The sequence below is a fragment of the Natronomonas sp. CBA1123 genome (assembly GCF_009741925.1).
Taxonomy (GTDB): domain Archaea; phylum Halobacteriota; class Halobacteria; order Halobacteriales; family Haloarculaceae; genus Natronomonas.
On sequence record NZ_WPCC01000004.1, the window covers coordinates 12,223 to 29,556 of the forward strand.

The 17,334-nt window shown below is 65.3% G+C and carries 20 protein-coding genes and 1 pseudogene; 16 read left to right on the forward strand and 5 right to left on the reverse strand.

What is annotated here, in order from left to right; all coding sequences use genetic code 11:
• The first annotated feature begins 95 nt into the window (after window positions 1–95).
• The 7 genes and pseudogenes from GJ631_RS03220 to GJ631_RS03250 all read left to right on the forward strand — a co-directional run bounded on the left by GJ631_RS03220 (window position 96) and on the right by GJ631_RS03250 (window position 6,198).
• The gene (locus GJ631_RS03220) at window positions 96–833 is read left to right on the forward strand and encodes a thioredoxin domain-containing protein (RefSeq protein ID WP_156707766.1); all 738 of its coding nucleotides are present in this window, start codon (window positions 96–98) and stop codon (window positions 831–833) included.
• Window positions 830–1,366 (forward strand): hypothetical protein, encoded by a 537-nt coding sequence (locus tag GJ631_RS03225; protein WP_197424798.1) that lies wholly within the window; start codon window positions 830–832, stop codon window positions 1,364–1,366. Before GJ631_RS03220 ends, GJ631_RS03225 begins: the two co-directional genes overlap by 4 nt.
• Before the next feature lie 93 nt (window positions 1,367–1,459).
• Window positions 1,460–1,855: a helix-turn-helix domain-containing protein gene (locus GJ631_RS03230; RefSeq protein WP_156707873.1), complete on the forward strand. Its 396-nt coding sequence runs from the start codon at window positions 1,460–1,462 to the stop codon at window positions 1,853–1,855.
• A gap of 151 nt (window positions 1,856–2,006) precedes the next feature.
• Window positions 2,007–2,366 carry a thioredoxin gene (trxA, locus tag GJ631_RS03235; RefSeq protein ID WP_156707767.1) on the forward strand — a complete coding sequence of 120 codons (360 nt, stop codon included), beginning with the start codon at window positions 2,007–2,009 and terminating at the stop codon, window positions 2,364–2,366.
• Complete coding sequence (locus GJ631_RS03240) at window positions 2,367–3,386, forward strand: NAD(P)/FAD-dependent oxidoreductase (protein ID WP_156707768.1); 1,020 nt, start codon at window positions 2,367–2,369, stop codon at window positions 3,384–3,386.
• A gap of 99 nt (window positions 3,387–3,485) precedes the next feature.
• Window positions 3,486–3,581, forward strand: a pseudogene (locus GJ631_RS19405) (twin-arginine translocation signal domain-containing protein); the annotation flags it as partial.
• A 124-nt stretch (window positions 3,582–3,705) separates the two neighbouring features.
• Window positions 3,706–6,198 (forward strand): M14 family zinc carboxypeptidase, encoded by a 2,493-nt coding sequence (locus tag GJ631_RS03250; RefSeq protein WP_156707769.1) that lies wholly within the window; start codon window positions 3,706–3,708, stop codon window positions 6,196–6,198.
• Here the strand turns inward: GJ631_RS03250 and GJ631_RS03255 are convergent, their stop codons facing one another.
• Entirely contained in the window at window positions 6,199–6,933 is a 735-nt protein-coding gene (locus GJ631_RS03255) for a hypothetical protein (protein ID WP_156707770.1), read from the reverse strand.
• Window positions 6,934–6,989: 56 nt separating this feature from the next.
• Complete coding sequence (locus tag GJ631_RS03260; protein WP_156707771.1) at window positions 6,990–7,454, reverse strand: hypothetical protein; 465 nt, start codon at window positions 7,452–7,454, stop codon at window positions 6,990–6,992.
• Window positions 7,455–7,593: 139 nt separating this feature from the next.
• Here GJ631_RS03260 and GJ631_RS03265 point away from each other — a divergent pair, with 139 nt between their 5' ends.
• Genes GJ631_RS03265 through GJ631_RS03285 form a run of 5 tightly spaced genes read left to right on the forward strand, consistent with a single transcriptional unit; the run spans window position 7,594 to window position 11,574 of the window.
• Window positions 7,594–9,690, forward strand: a complete 2,097-nt coding sequence (locus GJ631_RS03265) for a minichromosome maintenance protein MCM (RefSeq protein ID WP_156707772.1) — start codon at window positions 7,594–7,596, stop codon at window positions 9,688–9,690.
• Window positions 9,691–9,945: a hypothetical protein gene (locus GJ631_RS03270; RefSeq protein ID WP_156707773.1), complete on the forward strand. Its 255-nt coding sequence runs from the start codon at window positions 9,691–9,693 to the stop codon at window positions 9,943–9,945.
• 39 nt (window positions 9,946–9,984) lie between these two features.
• Window positions 9,985–10,323: a hypothetical protein gene (locus GJ631_RS03275; protein WP_370518544.1), complete on the forward strand. Its 339-nt coding sequence runs from the start codon at window positions 9,985–9,987 to the stop codon at window positions 10,321–10,323.
• A 6-nt stretch (window positions 10,324–10,329) separates the two neighbouring features.
• Window positions 10,330–10,995 carry a hypothetical protein gene (locus GJ631_RS03280; RefSeq protein ID WP_156707774.1) on the forward strand — a complete coding sequence of 222 codons (666 nt, stop codon included), beginning with the start codon at window positions 10,330–10,332 and terminating at the stop codon, window positions 10,993–10,995.
• A gap of 30 nt (window positions 10,996–11,025) precedes the next feature.
• Window positions 11,026–11,574: a hypothetical protein gene (locus GJ631_RS03285; protein WP_156707775.1), complete on the forward strand. Its 549-nt coding sequence runs from the start codon at window positions 11,026–11,028 to the stop codon at window positions 11,572–11,574.
• Window positions 11,575–11,599: 25 nt separating this feature from the next.
• Here the strand turns inward: GJ631_RS03285 and GJ631_RS03290 are convergent, their stop codons facing one another.
• Window positions 11,600–12,463, reverse strand: a complete 864-nt coding sequence (locus tag GJ631_RS03290) for a transcription initiation factor IIB family protein (protein ID WP_156707776.1) — start codon at window positions 12,461–12,463, stop codon at window positions 11,600–11,602.
• A 172-nt stretch (window positions 12,464–12,635) separates the two neighbouring features.
• On the opposite strand from GJ631_RS03290, the gene GJ631_RS03295 reads away from it, so the two are divergent.
• Window positions 12,636–13,133, forward strand: coding sequence for a hypothetical protein (locus GJ631_RS03295; protein ID WP_156707777.1), 498 nt, complete (start codon window positions 12,636–12,638; stop codon window positions 13,131–13,133).
• On the opposite strand, the gene GJ631_RS03300 is transcribed toward GJ631_RS03295, so the two are convergent.
• A complete protein-coding gene (locus tag GJ631_RS03300) occupies window positions 13,130–13,837 on the reverse strand; it encodes an AAA family ATPase (protein WP_197424802.1) in 708 nt (235 codons plus the stop codon). The two genes, GJ631_RS03295 and GJ631_RS03300, sit on opposite strands and share 4 nt — an antisense overlap.
• A 64-nt stretch (window positions 13,838–13,901) precedes the next feature.
• Window positions 13,902–14,750: a universal stress protein gene (locus GJ631_RS03305; protein WP_156707778.1), complete on the reverse strand. Its 849-nt coding sequence runs from the start codon at window positions 14,748–14,750 to the stop codon at window positions 13,902–13,904.
• 129 nt (window positions 14,751–14,879) lie between these two features.
• On the opposite strand from GJ631_RS03305, the gene GJ631_RS03310 reads away from it, so the two are divergent.
• The 3 genes from GJ631_RS03310 (at window position 14,880) to GJ631_RS03315 (ending at window position 17,310) form a co-directional block, all read left to right on the forward strand.
• Window positions 14,880–15,461, forward strand: a complete 582-nt coding sequence (locus GJ631_RS03310; protein WP_231753876.1) for a universal stress protein — start codon at window positions 14,880–14,882, stop codon at window positions 15,459–15,461.
• Window positions 15,394–15,768 carry a universal stress protein gene (locus GJ631_RS18900; RefSeq protein WP_370518545.1) on the forward strand — a complete coding sequence of 125 codons (375 nt, stop codon included), beginning with the start codon at window positions 15,394–15,396 and terminating at the stop codon, window positions 15,766–15,768. The genes GJ631_RS03310 and GJ631_RS18900 overlap by 68 nt, the downstream gene beginning before the upstream one ends.
• A 63-nt stretch (window positions 15,769–15,831) precedes the next feature.
• Window positions 15,832–17,310, forward strand: coding sequence for an AMP phosphorylase (locus GJ631_RS03315; protein ID WP_156707779.1), 1,479 nt, complete (start codon window positions 15,832–15,834; stop codon window positions 17,308–17,310).
• Window positions 17,311–17,334 lie beyond the last annotated feature (24 nt).

Consider the following 17,334-nt stretch of genomic DNA (forward strand, 5'->3'; position numbering starts at 1 on the left):
TGAATGGTGGCGGGAACGCACTCGGCCTTGTGAGTCACCTCCGAAGTCGCACGACCGAAACACAAATGACGTTGGATAGTGGCACTTGCACGTGAATGGATAGCAAGAGCAAGATTACGCGCAGGCGGGCGATCGCCGCCGGCGGTGCGACGGTCCTGTTCGGCGGTGGAGTCGCGTACCTCGCATCCGGCTCCGAATCCGACGAACCCGAATACGTCCCGGAGACGTTCCACACCAGCGAGGAGACGACCGGATTCGGTGTCGAACTCGCCGGGCGACCGCTCGTGGGTGACCCTGATGCGACGGTCGACGTCTACTACTGGACGGACTACCTGTGTCCGTTCTGCAAGAAATTCGAAACCGAAACCCTCCCGAAAATCGGCTCGAACTACATCGACACCGGGGACGTGCGACTCGTCGTCTTGCCGTATCCGAACATCGGCGAGTACTCGATGCCGTCGGCCGTCTGGAGTCGCTGCGTCTGGCGAACCGTCGCAAGGACCAACCCCGAAGCATTCTGGCGGTGGCACGAGGCAGCGTTCGACGCCCAATCGGAATCGGGCCACGACTGGGCCGATGAGGCGACGTTCAGGGAAATCACCGAACGGACCGACGGCGTTTCCGTCTCGGCCGTCGACAGCTGTCGGAAGTCCCGCGGCGACGCCATCCGTGACGCCATCGAGACGAACGTCGGCGTCGCCCAATCGGTCGAAATCAGGGGGACGCCCGGGTTCGTCCTCTACAACCGCGACGCCGACGCGGCGGGCAAACTCGTCGGTGCACACCCCTACGACACCTTCTCGAATGCGCTTGACCGGGTGTTGGAAGCGTGAGTATCACACGCGATTCGGCTCCGGCGTGGCTCCGAGGGCTCCCCGACGCACTCGGCTATCCGCTCACCTCCGATGGCCGACTCGTGACTGCCGGCGTCGTGACCGTCCTCGCGTATTCGGTTTTGGTGTTGAGTACGTTCCCGCAGTTCACGATTCAACTCCTGACGAGGAATCCGGCCGACCTCCTCTACGGGATTGCCGCCCTCACGCGGGAAACGTATCTGAGCGTCGGGTGGCTCGGACTCTTCTTGGTCGTGACCTACGCGCTGTTGACGGGTATCGCGACGACGCATGCGATTACCCTCTTCCGGCGGGCCCGCCGAACGAGTGCGTCGACGATGCTCGGCGTCGTTCCCGGGTTCCTCGCGGCCGGGTGTGCGAGTTGCGGTGCCGGCGTTCTCGGCGCGCTCGGCTTCGTCGGTGCGATGGCCGCACTGCCCTTCGAGGGGAACCTCCTCCGACTCGGCGGCATCCTGCTGTTGCTGTTTTTCCTCGGGCGAACGGGTAATCCACAGACGTGCTCGATTGCGTGAGTTGACGCTCTCACCGGTTCTATACTTGTGCAGAATTGCAAATTCTATACACAAGTATTTTGGTCCCGGAGCACGTAGTCGAACGTGATACCAATGGTCGACTCGATGGCTGAACAACTCCAGCAGGATATGGCGTGTGAGGGGCTCTTGGAGTGCTTTCACGGGCTCAAACGGCTCGACAGGGAGGTCTTCCAAACGCTCGTTCACACGGACGAACCGCTGACCGTCGACGCGATTGCGGAGGCGGTCGACCGCGAGCGCTCGACGGCGTACCGCGCCGTCCAGCGGCTGCTTCAGGCCGGTTTCATCCAGAAAGAGCAGGTCAACTACGACCAGGGCGGCTACTACCACGTGTACAAACCGGCCTCGAACGTCACCGACGACATGCAGCGGTTCCTCAACGACTGGTACGCGAAGATGGGCCAACTCATCGAGGAGTTCGAGAACAAATACGAACGGAACGACGCCGCGAACTCACTCGAAGATTAGTCATTCTCGGGGTTTCGAACACGGGCAATACAGCGTCGAGTCGGGTCTCTCTTTTGCCGTCGGTTACGCTCAGGTCGATAGGGTATTGCGATAGAAGTATTGTAGAAAATCCCCATAACTCTTAATTACTGCCGGTCCCTATCGAGAGGTGATGACAGTCGAAACTGCTTCCGACGCAGGAGCAACCACGCCCGATGAACCACGTCCTATCGCCGGTCAGAGCGAACTGGACCAATTCGTCGCGGACAACGACGTGGTCCTCGCGGACTTCTACGCCGACTGGTGTGGTCCCTGTCAGATGATTGCGCCCGTCGTCGAGCGACTGGCCGCGGAGACCGACGCCGCGGTCGCGAAAGTAGACGTTGACGCGAACCAACAGCTGGCGGCCGCCTACGGCGTCCGCGGGGTGCCCACGCTCGTCCTCTTCGCCGACGGCGAGCAGGTCGAGGAAATCGTCGGTGTCCAGGGCGAAGACCAACTCCGGTCGTTGATAGAGGGGTACACCGAGTAAATGAGCGAGGACATCCACGACGTGGTCGTCGCCGGGTCGGGTATCGCCGGCCTCTCGGCGGCCGTCTACGCGGCGCGTGCCGACCTCGACCCCCTCGTCCTCGAGGGCGACGAGCCCGGTGGCCAGCTGACGCTGACCACCGACGTCGAGAACTTCCTCGGGTTCCCCGACGGCGTCGGCGGCATGGAACTCGTCCAGCGGGGCAAAGAGCAAGCCGAGCGGTTCGGCGCGACGTTCCAACACGGGAGCGTCGAGTCCGCGACCCTCGACGGGCAGCCGAAAGAACTCACCCTCTCGACGGGTGAGACGATTCGAACGCGTGCGCTCGTCGTCGCCACCGGCGCCAGCGCCCGCTGGGTCGGCGCCGAAAACGAATCCGAACTGATGGGCTACGGGCTGTCGACGTGTGCGACCTGTGACGGTGCGTTCCACCGCGGGGACGACGTTCTCGTCATCGGCGGTGGCGACAGCGCGATGGAAGAGGCGCTGTTCCTCACGAAGTTCGCCGAGTCGGTCACCATCGTCCACCGACGCGAGGAGCTCCGCGCCTCCGAAATCATGGCCGAACGCGCCCGCGAGCACGAGGACATCGAGTTCCGCTGGAACACGGAGCTACAGGCCCTCCACGGCTCACAGGAAACGGGCGTGACCGGTGCGACGCTCGTCTCTCATCCCGACGGGTATCCGCGGGAGAAGGCCGATGCCGGCGTCGATGTCGACACCGAAACGGTCGACGTCGGCGGCGTGTTCTACGGCGTCGGCCACACGCCGAACACGGACTTCCTGGAGGGAACGGGCGTCGAGCGCGATGACAGCGGCTACATCGTTCCGCAGACCGACGCGGACGGTCGCCCGACTGGTCGGACGACCGTCGACGGCGTTTTCGCCGCCGGCGACGTTGCAGACCCCAACTACCGGCAGGCGATTACGTCCGCCGGAACGGGGAGCATGGCCGCACTCGATGCTGAGGAATATCTGGAGACCCTCTCGGAACGGAAGCGCCAGCGCATCGAAGCGTAGTCCCTTTCGACGGCGGGCCGTCGCCGCACGGTTCCGTTTGGACGGGTTTGTCAGAACGTTTTGTAAGGCACTCCTCGACCGGCCGGTAGAGCGACCAGCATGTCCGACAACCCGTTCACCGATTCGCCGATTTCCCGCCGGCAGTTCGTTCGACTCTCCGCCGCGACGGGCGGAGCGCTCGCGCTGCCGGGACAGGCCAGCGCCGACGCATCGGCGTCGGCGTTCGACGCCGAGTACGAGTACCTCCTGAACCACACGCCCGACGACTACGCGGTTCCGACGCTCGTGACGTTCGACGACGTGGGGGGGTCTGCGAGCGATGGAGGCGCTCGTCGCCGAGACACGAACGACGACCGACCCGCAGCCGGCCGGCTACGCGACGCTGTCGACGACACAGGCCCAGCGAGTCGCCGACCTGCCGACGGCGGAGACGCTTCACTTCTCGCCGGGGGCGAACCCGTTCTGGCAACTCGGCTACTACCCACTCGGCGTCTTCCCGGAACCCGAACGGAGCGTCGATTTCCTCGATTACGAGGAGGTGGCCGCCGGACTCGAACATCTCGCCGACGTACACGACGACCGGATGCGATTGCTGTCGGTCGGGGAAAGTGCGGGCAAGTACAACAACGTCAGCGACCGTCGCGACCCACGCGACGCATTGGTGGTCGAACTCGCCGAGAACGTCGACGACCGCGAGGCCTTCCCCGAGAAGGAGGGGGTACTGATTAACTGCACCATCCACGGCAACGAGCGGGCCGGCGGCGAGGCCGCACCGCGGTTCATCGAGGAGGTGCTGACCGGCCGTGAGCGACACATCGAAGCGCTGCTCGAGGAGTACGCCCTCGTGTTCACCTTCACGAACCCCGACGGGTGGGCGGCCCGTCGACCGCAGTACGACAGCAACGGGGTTCCGGGGGCACCGCTGCACGAACGCGGCAATCTCGGCGGCGACACCAACCGCCAATTCCCCAATCCGGGATGGGTGTCCGCAGCCCACACCATCGCCGAACCGCTCGGGAAGAGCCTCGACGGCGAGACACGGCCGCCGCAGTACGTCGAGGAGACGACGCCCGACACCCTCGCGTTCGTCGAGCACTGTCGGTCCTACGAGAACCTCGTCTGTGGTATCGACCTCCACGGGATGTTGACCTCGAAGGATTTCGTGCTCGCCCTCGATGGAGCCTCCCAGTCGTCGACGGACCAACTGCAGAACAGTTTCGACCTCATCGAAATCATCGACGACCACGTCACCGAGGCGTTGCCGGAGTGGGAGCAGGCCGGCGAGGCACTGTCGCCGCTCACCGACCAGTTCAACCCCAGCGCGGCGGGGCTGTCGGCGGTTCCCGAACAGGCGTTCAACTACGGGACGCCCGTCGAGACCATCGGCTACTCCGGGACTGGCTTCGTCGACGAGTGGATGTCGTTCCCCGAGGAGTTGGGCGGGCTCGGCATCCCGAGTCTCACCATGGAGATGGCGTACTCGAACACCGTCGGTGGGAACGTTTTCGACCCGGTCCGCGTCGGAATGCAGGCCGACGGCTATCGGGCGTCCATTCGCGGTGCCGTCGAGTTCGCCACCCGCGACGTGGAGGGTCGCTTCGAGGGCGACGGCGACATCGCCTACGTGGAGACGGATTCACTGACCGCCAGCGCCGAGGACCTACCGCACTCCGCCGACGCGCCGGACGCAGAGGAAGCGAGCGTCTCGACGACGAGTGAGACGACCGTCCCGGCCGGCGGCGCGGGGGTGACAACGACGAACGTCGCGCCCGAGACGACCGCACTCGCGGTCCATCCCCACGTTCCTCAGTCGGTCGCAAGTGCACGCCTTCGGGCCCCCGACGGCGATGTCGTTCGCGAGTTCGATGCAACCGACGGTCGAGCACTCGGTGGGGCTTGCTGTGGGCTGCCGACGTGGGAGGTGTCGAATCCGGCCGCCGGTGAGTGGACGCTCGAACTGCGTGACGAACTGGGCGAGGGAAGCGACGCGCGGGCGTCGTTCGTCCAGGCCCGCGGCGCCGGTGAGGCGCCGGACCCACGCGAGCAACTTGGCTACGAACAGCGCGACTACGAGGTGACGCCGCTGCGGTACTTCGAGGACCTCGCTGACGACTCCGACGTGGCTGTCGACGGTGTGACTGTCGAGGAGGTCGTCGAAGCACCGGCGCCCGGAAAGAGTGTCGAGAACGGCAACGCACCGTTCACCGACGGTGTCGATCTTTCGGGTTACGACCATCTCGTCGCAATCCATGACGACGGCGGGGCCGACGAGGAGTACGTCGAGTCAGTCGAGTCGTTCGTCGAGTCGGGTGGCAACCTCGTCGTCACCGACAGCGGCCTGAACCTGCTTTCGGCGTTCGAGAGCCTCGATATCGGTTCGACGGACATCTACGAGCAGACGGGCTACGTCGGCCAACTCGATTCGGTGAACGACGGTCACCCACTGGTCACCGACCGCCGTCCGATTCAGGACCACCTGTGGTACATCGCGCCGGTCGGCTACTCCGAGGACGAGGCGCCGGTGTGGAGTATCGACAGCAACACCTTCGAGGAGTCGGGTGGAACCGTCGCCGGAACGGCCGGCGGCGATGTCGTCGTCGGAACGCTGGAACTCGGTGCGGGAACGATACAGGTCGTCGGGTCGCTGCTGCCGGAGGCCAACCAATCGAACCTCCACCCCTTCGGCATGTGTGACTACGCGACGACGTACTTCGGCCATCTCGTGATGACGAACGCGCTTCGAGGCCAGCAGGTCCGGTCGGTCGACGGCCGTGAGACGGTTCGGGTCGGTCGCGGGAGCGACGGCGCGTAGTCAGGCGCCAGCGATTTCGACGACGCGGCCCTCCTCGACGGTCGCGAGGGTCCACGCCTCCGGAATGTGGTCGTCGCCGACGATTTCTTCGGGGACGAGCGGTGCGGGAATCGGACGGTAGGCGTGGTCTTTCATCGCCGTCACGGAGTTGAAGCGGCCAACCGTTCGGCCATCGTCGACCGTGCGAACGCGGAACCGCCCCTCGTCGTCCCGGTCGTAGGCGTAGGGAAAAGCCGACACTCGCGGACAGGAGAGGTTTTCGGCGGTCTCGAAGGCAGCAACGACGCTGTCGTCGGCATAACAGACGACCCGCGACCCCTCGCCGGTCACGCCGTCGGCGGCCGCCTCGCGCCAGACCGGCGATTCGTCGGCGCGACAACAGGCCCACCCCAAGTCGCCGGCCGGGAGTCTGTCGGGCCCGTTGTAGAACGTCCGTCCCGTGTCGTCCCGTGTACGGAGTCCGGGTGGCGCCGTAAGCACCTCGCGGATGGCCGCCGCGTCGACAGGGTGGGCGGCAAACAGGGCGGTCCGATTCGCCCGCCGTGCCTGTCCAACCACCTCGAGCACCGCCACCGGCTCCGGAGCGGCATCGACGACGTGTAACGGTCCCGAAACACCGACTGCGTCGGTGTCGTCGACCGGCGTCGCCACGGCGTATCCCGCACGACGGTCGAGTTCGTAGCCACGCGCGGCGAGCGTTTCACAGACGGCCCCCAGCCGTTCGGAGTCTGTCATCGATTGACATATGGGGCGGAACGACAAGAGTATCGCGGACGGCGAACCCGCCGCCGTCAGCCGAAGATGCCGAAGCCGAGGCCGCCGAGGAAGCCGACGATGACTGCAACGGGGTTGTCCTGGGTTTCGATGTCGACGGTGGCGACTTCCTCGCCGTCCTGCATGACGGCAAAGGAGTCACCGAAGCCACCGTCGCTCCGGTTTTCGAACTCGTTGTATCCCTCGTAGGTCAGCGACCCCGGTCCGAGGTACAACTCGCCGTCCTTCTCGCAGTAGCTGGCCTGCGAGTTGCTCTCGACGCAGTCCACGCGGGCGTGGCCACCAGCGACCACGCCGTCGACGACGAGCGTGCTGCCGTCGTCGGTTTCGAAGGTTATCTCGCCGGGAACGCCGTCGCCGCCGAGTTCGATATCGTTGTCACCGAGAGGGTCCTCGACTGATTGGGCGGCTACTGGCATCGTCGCGATACCGATGCCGACCAACAGCGTCAGGAGGGCCACGATTGCAGTACGGGTGACCATACCAACTATACAACAACAAATAAATTCATAGTTCTGCCGGAAGCTCCCTGCTTTTTATATCGTGGCGGGAATCACCCGTCCACTTTCACCCCGGTTGGCAAAGTTCTTATTCGGTGCCGCGCCAAGACGTGATACTCTCATGGCGCGCGCGGAGAACACCGAAGTCATCGACAAGTTCGAGCAGTTCTACCGCGACTACTACCGCAACGAAATCGGCGAACTCGCCCAGAAGTACCCGAACGAACAGCGCTCGCTGTACGTCGACTGGGACGACCTCTATCGCTTCGACCCCGACCTCGCCGACGACTTCGTCGCCCAACCCGACCAGATGCGCGACTACGCCGAGGAGGCCCTCCGCCTGTACGACCTCCCGGTCGACGTGAAACTGGGCCAGGCTCACGTCCGCGTCCAGAACCTCCAGGAGACGACGGGCATCCGCGACATCCGCGCGCGCCATCGCGGACAACTGGTCGCCGTCTCCGGCATCATCCGGAAGGCGACCGACGTACGCCCGAAAGTGACCGAGGCCGCCTTCGAGTGTCAACGCTGTGGCACGCTCACCCGCATCCCCCAGACCTCCGGTGAGTTCTACGAACCCCACGAGTGTCAGGGCTGTGAGCGGCAGGGCCCCTTCGAAATCAACTTCGACCAATCGGAGTTCGTCGACGCCCAGAAACTCCGCGTTCAGGAGTCCCCCGAGGGACTGCGCGGCGGGGAGACGCCCCAGAGCATCGACGTGAACATCGAAGACGACATCACTGGGAAGGTGACTCCCGGTGACCACGTTCGGGTCATCGGCATCATCCATCTCGACCAACAGGAGCAGAATCAGAGCAAGACACCCATCTTCGACGTGTACATGAGCGGCATCTCCGTCGAAATCGAGGACGAGGAGTTCGAGGAGATGGACATCACCGACGAGGACAAGAAGGAAATCTACGCCCTCTCCGAACAGCAGGACATCGAACAGCAGTTCATCGACTCGATGGCGCCTTCCATCCACGGCTACGAACAGGAGAAACTCGCCATCATCCTCCAGTTGTTCGCCGGCGTCACGAAGAACCTCCCCAACGACTCCCGAGTGCGTGGGGACATCCACATCCTGCTGATGGGCGACCCCGGGACCGGGAAATCCCAGTTGATTCAGTACGTCAAGAACATCGCCCCGCGGGCGGTGTCGACCTCCGGGAAGAGCAGTTCCGCGGCAGGCCTCACTGCGGCTGCGGTTCGCGACGACTTCGCCGACGGCCAGCAGTGGACCCTGGAGGCTGGCGCGCTCGTGTTGGCCGACCGCGGCGTCGCTGCCGTCGACGAACTCGACAAGATGGACTCCTCGGACCGCTCGGCGCTCCACGAGGGCCTCGAACAGCAGCAAATCAGCGTCAACAAGGCCGGCATCAACGCGACGCTGAAGAGTCGGTGTTCGCTTCTGGCGGCGGCGAACCCGAAGTACGGCCGCTTCGACCAACACGAAAAGTACAGCCAGCAAATCGACCTCGAACCGGCGCTGCTCTCGCGGTTCGACATCATGTTCATCATCACCGACGTACCGGACCAAGAGAAGGACAAGGAACTGGCCGAACACATCGTCCAGACCAACTACGCCGGTGAGGTGTACACCCACCAACAGCAGAACCCGACCTCGAACTTCTCGGAGGACGAAGTCGAGAAAGCAACTGAGGACGTCCAGTCGGCCATCGACCCCGAGTTGATGCGGAAGTACATCGCCTTCGCCAAGCGGAACGTGTTCCCGACGATGACCGAGGAGGCCAAGACGGTCATCGAGGACTTCTACGTCGACCTCCGCTCGAAGGGGCTCGACGAGGGCTCGGCAGTTCCGGTGACGGCACGGAAACTGGAGGCGCTGGTTCGGCTCTCGGAGGCCAGCGCCCGGATGCGGTTGGGCGACCACGTCGAAAAGCGGGACGCCGAGAAGGCCGTCGACATCGTCATGTCCTCGCTGAAAGACGTTGGCGTCGACCCCGAAACCGGCGAGTTCGACGCCGACATCGTCGAGACGGGCACCTCCAAGAGCCAACGCGACCGCATCAAGAACATCAAGGCGCTCATCAGCGAAATTCAAGAGGAGTACGAAGAGGGCGCCCCCATCGAAGAAGTGCTCGACCGCGCCGAGGAGATGGGTACCGAGCGCTCGACGGCCGAACACGAAATCGAAAAGCTCCGGCAGAAGGGCGAAGTGTACGAACCGCAGGGCGGGCACCTGCGGTCGGTGTAGATGGACCGTATCGCTGCTATCCGTCGAATCGAGGAGGCGTTGGCCGACTTCGAGGCCGGTGAGACGGAACTGGAAACCTGCGAGCGGCAGGTCAGAAGTGCCGTTCGAACGTTCGCCACGGAGTTCGACGGCGAGTTGTCTGCGTATCGGGCTGATACGGGAACCGTCGTCGTCGCCGAGTCCGAGCGCGAAGCGCGCAAGCGGGTCGAAGCGTTGACCGACGCGACGGCACCGACGGTTGAACGCATCGATTGATTCGTTAATTTTAGTACATGGTGGCGAATACGACCGGTCGTGCTGTTGGTCGTGACGTACTCTCAGGCGGCGAGAACGTCGCTTCGGAACGTTTGCCGAACACACGAGGACAGCGTCGTTCGTCGGTTCGGCCGGGCGGCGCTGCTCCGAGCCACGGAGTTCGGGGCGTTTCTCGCCTTGCGACTCCGGGAGAAACACCCCGACGACGTACAAGTAGAGCGCACCGAACCGTTCAACGAGTTTCGAGACGTACCCGAGTCGGTTCGGGAGGCCGCGACGGCCTACGAGTGTCGGGAGAACCCGAATACGGCGTACGCGAAGTTCGCCGTCGACGCGCCGCATCCATCGCCGTCGACGCTGAAGGAGCGAGAACTGTAACGAGCCGTGCGATTGTACGAGTACGTCCGTATCATCGCCCCGGGAATGGCCCTGGACCGGCGTGAGGCGCTCGCGGCTGCGGCACGCTCTCGCGGAGTCGAGACGAGCGTCGACGAGGAAATCGAATCGATTCGGCGCCGGCTTTCGGACCACGAAGCGTCGGTTCCCACGCTGTCGGACGCCCGTCGGCGGGTCGCCGAAACAGAGGCCGCACTCGAGGAGCGTCGCGAGCGCGTGGCGACGCTTCGCGGGCGGGTACAGGCGTCCGACGACGACGCAGTGACCGACGAGTACCGGACGGCGATTCGCGAACTCTCGGAGGCCGAAACGGAGCATCTCGCTGCGACGGAAGCTCTCGAAGACGCACGTTCGCGTGCACGGTCCGCCCGGGACGAACGTGACCGTCGTCTTCGACTGCAGGACCGACTCGAAAACCGCCGTCGGGAGGCGCGGGTGGAGCTCGTCGAATCGGTCCGCCCGGCCGCCGATGAGGCCGTCGTCTCGGCTCCGGGCGGGGACGGACGCACCTTCGCGGACGCCGATTCGGTCACCGCGGCGCTCGCCGTCGCTCGCGTCGGAACCGTTCATGCGCCGGTCGCCCTCGCCTGTCGGCGCTTCTCGGACGCGGCCGAGGCGACGGCGTGGCTGGAGGCCCCCGTCTACTGGCTGTAGTTTATCAACGAGGTGGTGACCAACGGACGTATGCCGACGCTGAGGGTCGAGTCGACGCGTGTCGATGGCGTGACGTTCGTCGAAGTCCTCGTCACTGCTGACCGCCCCCACCGGATTCGTATCGAGAGCCGTCTCGACGGCCCCGTGTTTCCGCCTCGTTCCGGGGGAACGCCGGCCGACGGGTGGGACGAACGAGGGGTAACTCGGACCGTCGATGCGGGCACCACACCGCTCGGATTCGCGACACCGGCGCGTCCCGAGCAGCCGGTCGTCGAGTTGGTAACATCGGAACCACTGACTGCCGGCGGGCCTCCCGAGGTGTTTGTGGCGTGGTTCGAGCGAATCGAACGGCGTGTCGAACGTGCCGAAGGGCTCGCTGCGGTCGAAGACCTCGAGTCGGCGACGATAGCCGTCGCGTCAGCCGGTGGATTGGACGCCGTCGAGGAACTGGCCGCGGCGCTCGCCGCGGACGAACGGGCACTCGCTCGGCTGTCGGTCGCTCCCGAAGAGCTCCAGCGACGGGTCGAATCGGTCGACCTCCCCACGGAGACGTTCGCGGGGTTGGCGCGCGAGCGGTGATGCGATGCGGTCCTTCCGGTGGCAGTCAGTCCCGTAGGTCCTGGTAAGTGCTCCGAACGGTCACCGCGGAGACATCGGCGACCGACGCAACCTCGGCCTGTGTAAGGTCGGCGTTGCCGTCCCGTGCGGCCGTGTATAGACAGGCCGCCGCGACGCCGCTCGGATTGCGTCCCGTCGCCAGGCCGGAGTCGCGGGCACGTTCGGCGAGGTCGCGGGCCTCCCGTTCGATTGCGGTCGACACGTCCAGTTTTGAGGCGAACCGTGCGAGATACTCCGCCGGATGTATCGGCCCGGTCGGCAGCCCGAGTTCGCGATTCAGGGCGTCGTAGGCGGCTTTTAGCTCGGCTTCGTCGGCCGCCGCGACCGCGATGATTTCGGCGAGCGTCCGGGAGACGGACGCGGTTCGACACACTGCATACACCGCGGCGGCGGCGAAGCCCTCTATCGACCGACCCTGCAACAGCCCGTCGTCCTGTGCGGACTCGAAGAGGACACACGCCCGCTCCTGGAGGCTGTCGGGCAGTTCGAGCCGACCCACGAGACGCCGTATCTCGGTGAAGCCGTACACCTGATTTCGCTCCTGCTTGCTGGCGATTTGGGCGCGTTTGTGCTGTCGCCGCATGCGTGCGACCCGGCGTCGCTTTCTCCCCTTCAGCCGGGTCGAGTGACCGATTTCCGTCGAGAGTCCTCGGTCGTGTCGCGAGCGCGTCAGGGGTGCGCCGGTCCGCTCGGGGTTCGTTCGGTCGTCCTCGAAGGACCGCCACTCCGGTCCGTGGTCGATGGCTGTCTCGTCGACGACGAGGCCGCACTCGTCGCACACTGTTTCGGTGTCGGTGCTCCGGAGGCGCCCCTCACATTCGGGACACGCCTGTCGCGTCGTGGCGCTCATCACATGCGAAGGTGGGTCGGGATGACACTTTAAAAACGACCGCAGGTGGGGGAAATCAACTTCGCTGGCCTGCTGGAGGGTACCGGTTATCGGTACCTTCATCGCAGCGTGAACCGCCGGTATCTTTCCGTTCTCCAACAGTTTAACAAACATCGGGGAGCCAGCCACGAGCATGGGGCTTTCGGACATCGCCGAGGGAATCGAGGTGACGACGGAGCAACGCGACCCCGGCGTCGCGAGGAGCGACCGAACGGACGCGTCGCTGACCGAGCGCCTGATGCCGTTTGCGGAGGAACTGCCCTGTTCGGCGGAGGAAGCGGCCCTCGTCGTCGAAGCCTACGCCGAAGGAGCGAGCCTCGGCCGTTCGGCCGCCGTCGCGGAGCTCCCGAAGACGACGGCGGCGAAGACGCTGTATCTCCTCGGCGAGCCCATCGACCCGCTGACGCCGACCGCCCGACGGGTGCTGGAAGACTGGCTGGCCGGGTCGATATCACGGACGGAGGCGAAGACGCTGGCCAACGTCGGCGAGGCGGCGTTCGCACTCGGTGTGTACGTCGTCACCCACGACCCGATACCGGCCGCCGAAACGGCGGTGGCCGACGCGCTGGCACTCGAGGACGCCCCCGACCCGCTTTCCGACGCCCGCAGCGGCGTCGACGACTGGCTCTAAATCGGCAACCGTTCGCGAAGGCCGTCTCCGTCTTCGACGTCGATGTCGATGCCGACTGTCTCTTCGAGCACCGCCGCGATTGCGCTCCGGGCTTCGGTGTCGACCGCGACCGCCGGATAATCAGCGTCGAACGTCGGTACCGTCGCCGCCGCGTCCGGGTGGGCCTCGGTCCGTGTCACGACCGTCGTCGAGTCGTCGACGCCGATATCGGCGAGTCGGTCCCACATCCTCGGAACGGCGTCTTCCGTTCTGGCCGCGTCACACACGACGGCGACGGCGTCGGCTGCGGTGGCTGCCGCGATGGCCTGATTGGCGCCGACCGGCGGCGTGTCGAGGAGTACGTGGTCGAAGGAACGCGTCGCTTCGTCGATTTTCCGCTCGAAGGCTTCGGCGGCCTCGGGCGTCTTCGCCCGTGCGAGGCGTTCGAACGGGGCGCGTGCCGGACAGGTCGCGAGGCGGCCGGCACCGTCGATGTCGCGGTCGACGAGCGCCGTTTCCAGCGGTGGCTCTTCGAGACAGAGTGCCGTCATGTCGGGGTCGATGCGGCCGTGCGTCCGGTCGGCCAACCCCTGGGTGGCGTAGGCCGCATCGAGTATCGCCACGTCGTGGCCCTCGCCGGCCAACAGCGTTCCACATTCGAGCGTGAGTCGCGTCGTGCCGACGCCACCGGCGGCGCCGACGAACGCGAGCGTGTCGGTGGTCACAGGATAGTTGCCCTCGTTATTTGTAAAAAATATTGCCGTTGGACGCGGAAAAACGGCGGTTCGTTCACCGGCCGCCGACCGGCGGGACGAGCAGGACGTTACAGTTCGCTCGGGCGGTCACGGACTCGGAGGTGCTCCCCAACAGCAGCCGTCGGATACGGCTTCGGCCCCGAGAACCCATGAGAACGGTCGTCGGCTGGACTTCGGCTTCGGCGGCGAGAATCTCCTCGACGGCTTCTCCCTCCCGAACCATCGTCGTCACCTCGATGCCTTTCTCGCGGAGCCGTTCGGCGAGGGCTTCGAGTTTCTCTTCGGCGTCCTCGACGCCCGGAGCGCCGCTTCGGCGCTCTGGTGGGCGGACGTGTAGCAGCGTCGCCTCTTGGGTCGCCTCCTCGAGGTACCGGAACTGCTCGAAGGCGTGTTCGGCGTTCTCAGAGAAGTCCGTCGCGTAGAGCACGCGCCGGAAGAGGTGTTCGTTGACGACCTCGTGGTGGTCGTCGTCTTCGGCGATGCGCTGAATCAAAAGCGGCCGACCCGCAGTCCTGGCGACGTTGCGCGTCGTCCCGCCGATGAAGCGCTCCCGGAGGGGACTCTTCCCGCGGGAACCGACGATAATCAGGTCGGCCTTGATTTGGTCGGCCAACCCGTTGATGCGTCGGTGTGGCGTCCCTCTGACGACGTGGGTCTCGACGTCGAAGCCCTCCTCTTCGAGCAGTCGCCGTTGCCGTTCGAGGGCGGCTTTCGTCTGTTTGCCGATGTCGCTGCCCGGCATGCCCGTCGTCACGTTCGGGCTGGTGACGTTGAGCAGGTGGATTTCGGTTATCCCGTAGCGGCCCAAACACTCGAGGCACACCCGGGAGCTCATCGCCGTCTCGATGGAATCGGAGAGGTCGGTTGCGTATACGGCTCGCATGAGTGACGGTTCGGGCTGTGTGAATATAATATTGTCCCAAATTCCCAATATTCTGGATTCGTGGGGGTGGCCGGCGAGCGTCCGTGACGGCCCCCCTTTGTTTTGGTCCTCGCTTACGATAGCCGACGTATGTACGACCGAATCCTCTTTCCGACCGACGGAAGCGACGGAGCGACGCGCGTCCTCGACCACGTCCTCGACATCGCGTCGGCCCACGGGGCGACGGTGCATCTGCTCAACGTGGCCGACACGACGCGGGATAGCCTCGTCCGGATTCGGGGTGAGGTCGTCGACGTGCTCGAACAGGAGGGCGAGGACGTCCTCGAAGACGTGACCGAGCGTGCCGGGGCGCGCGGCGTCGAGACGGTGTCGACCGTCGTACAGGGCGAACCGTACCGGACCATCGTCGAGTACGCCGACGAGTACGACATCGACCTCATCGTCATGCCGACGCACGGTCGGAGTGGCCTCGAACGGCTGCTGCTCGGGAGCACCACCGAACGGGTCGTCAGGCGGGCCGAGGTGCCCGTGCTCACGGTTCGTCCCGACGCCGACGGGCCCCTCCGGTACCCCTACCGGGGGGGTGGCCGTCCCGACCGACGGCAGCGAGGGGGCCAACGGGGCGCTCTCGGTGGCCGCCGACGTGGCCACAGAGGCGGAAGCCGCCCTGTACGTGCTGTCGGTCATCACCTACCAGTCGCTCGGCATTGACGTCCGAAGCGATATCCAAAGTGCGATGCTGGAGGAGAGCGCCGAGGACATCGTCGAGGAGGCGACAGCATTCGCCGAAGCGGCGGGCGTCGAGGACGTCCGTGGTGCCGTCGAGTACGGGTCGTCGGTCCACGAGGCCGTCCTCGAGTTCCTCGAGGAACGGGAGGTCGACCTCGTCGTCGTCGGCACCCACGGCCGGACCGGGTTCGACCGATACCTCCTCGGGAGCGTTGCGGAGTCACTGCTCCGAACGTCGCCGGTGCCCGTGTTGACGGTTCGACCGCCGGAACCCGAAGACAGCGACTGAGCGTCGGCGACAGCGCTCTCCGTCGAGGCTGACCTTCTTTGCCCCCGGTACCGATACCGAGACATGGAACTGGAGACGGAGCCGTTCGACCTCGATACGGCGACGCCGACGGTCGTCATCCACCGCGAGGACGCCGAGGCGCTGGGCGTCCACGCGATGGAGCGCGTCGAGTTATCGGACGGTACGGGAACGACGGTCGGTGTGGTGAAGGTGACTACCGAACTGATAGAGCCAGGAACCATCGGCGTGACGCGACCGCTGATGCATCTCGAAGGTTCGGTCGACGTTCGGCTGTCGCCGACCCCGCAGTCGACGCGGTACGTCCGGCGAAAACTCGAAGACATCGAACTCGACCACACCGAAATCCGCAGTATCGTCCAGGACATCTACCACGACCGCTTGACCGACATCGAGTTGACGGCCTACGTCTGTGGCCTCCAGGCCAACGGCCTCTCGCTCGAGGAGACGACCTCACTGACCGAGTGTATGGCGGACGTGGGCAGTCGAATCAGGTGGGACGACGCGGTCATCGCGGACAAACACTGTATCGGCGGCGTCCCGGGCAACCGGACGACGCCCATCATCGTCGCCATCGTCGCGGCCGCCGGCGTGAAGATTCCGAAGACCTCCTCGCGGGCGATTACCTCGCCAGCGGGGACGGCCGACACGATGGAGGTGTTCTGTAACGTCGAGTTGGGCCAGTCGGAAATCGAGGCCGTCGTTCGGAACGTCAACGGCTGTGTCGCCTGGGGCGGTGCGGTCGACCTCTCGCCGGTCGACGACCGCATCATCGAAGTCGAGACGCCGCTGTCGCTGGACCCGGAGGGGCAGGTCATCGCGTCGGTGCTCTCGAAGAAACGCAGCGCCGGCTCGACCCACGTCGTCGTCGACATACCCTACGGCGAGAGCGCGAAGGTGGTGAGTCTCGCGGAGGCCCGTCGACTCTCTCGTGGGTTCAAACGGGTCGGCGAGCACCTCGACGTTCGCATCGAGTGTGCCATCACGCGGGGTGACGGACCTATCGGTCGGGGCATCGGGCCGGCGCTGGAGGCCCGCGAGGTGCTCGCGGTCCTCGAAGGCGACGGCCCCTCCGACCTCCGCTCGAAGAGCGTCGAGTTGGCGTCGATACTGCTGGAGCGCTGTGGCGTCGACACCGACGCCGAGATGTTACTCGAATCGGGTCGCGCCCTCGAGGCGTTCCGCGACATCATCGAGGCGCAGGGCGGTGACCGGGACGTGACTCGGGAGGACATCGAAATCGGCTCACTGACCGAGACTGTCGTCGCCAAACGGGACGGCGTGGTGACGAACGCCGACAACGGGGTGTTGGCCGAACTCGGCCGCCGGGCCGGAGCGCCGAAGGACAAAGGTGCGGGCGTGGAGTTGCACGTCACTACCGGCGAGGCGGTCGACTTGGGCGACCCGCTGTTGACGATTCACGCCGAGTCGGCGGCGAAACGCGACGACGCGGCGGCGCTGGAGGCCCGCGCCGATGTCTTCCGGATTCGCCGCCCCGAGGAGATGGTCATCGAAAAACTGTAGCCGACGGACGCTCCGAGTATCGTC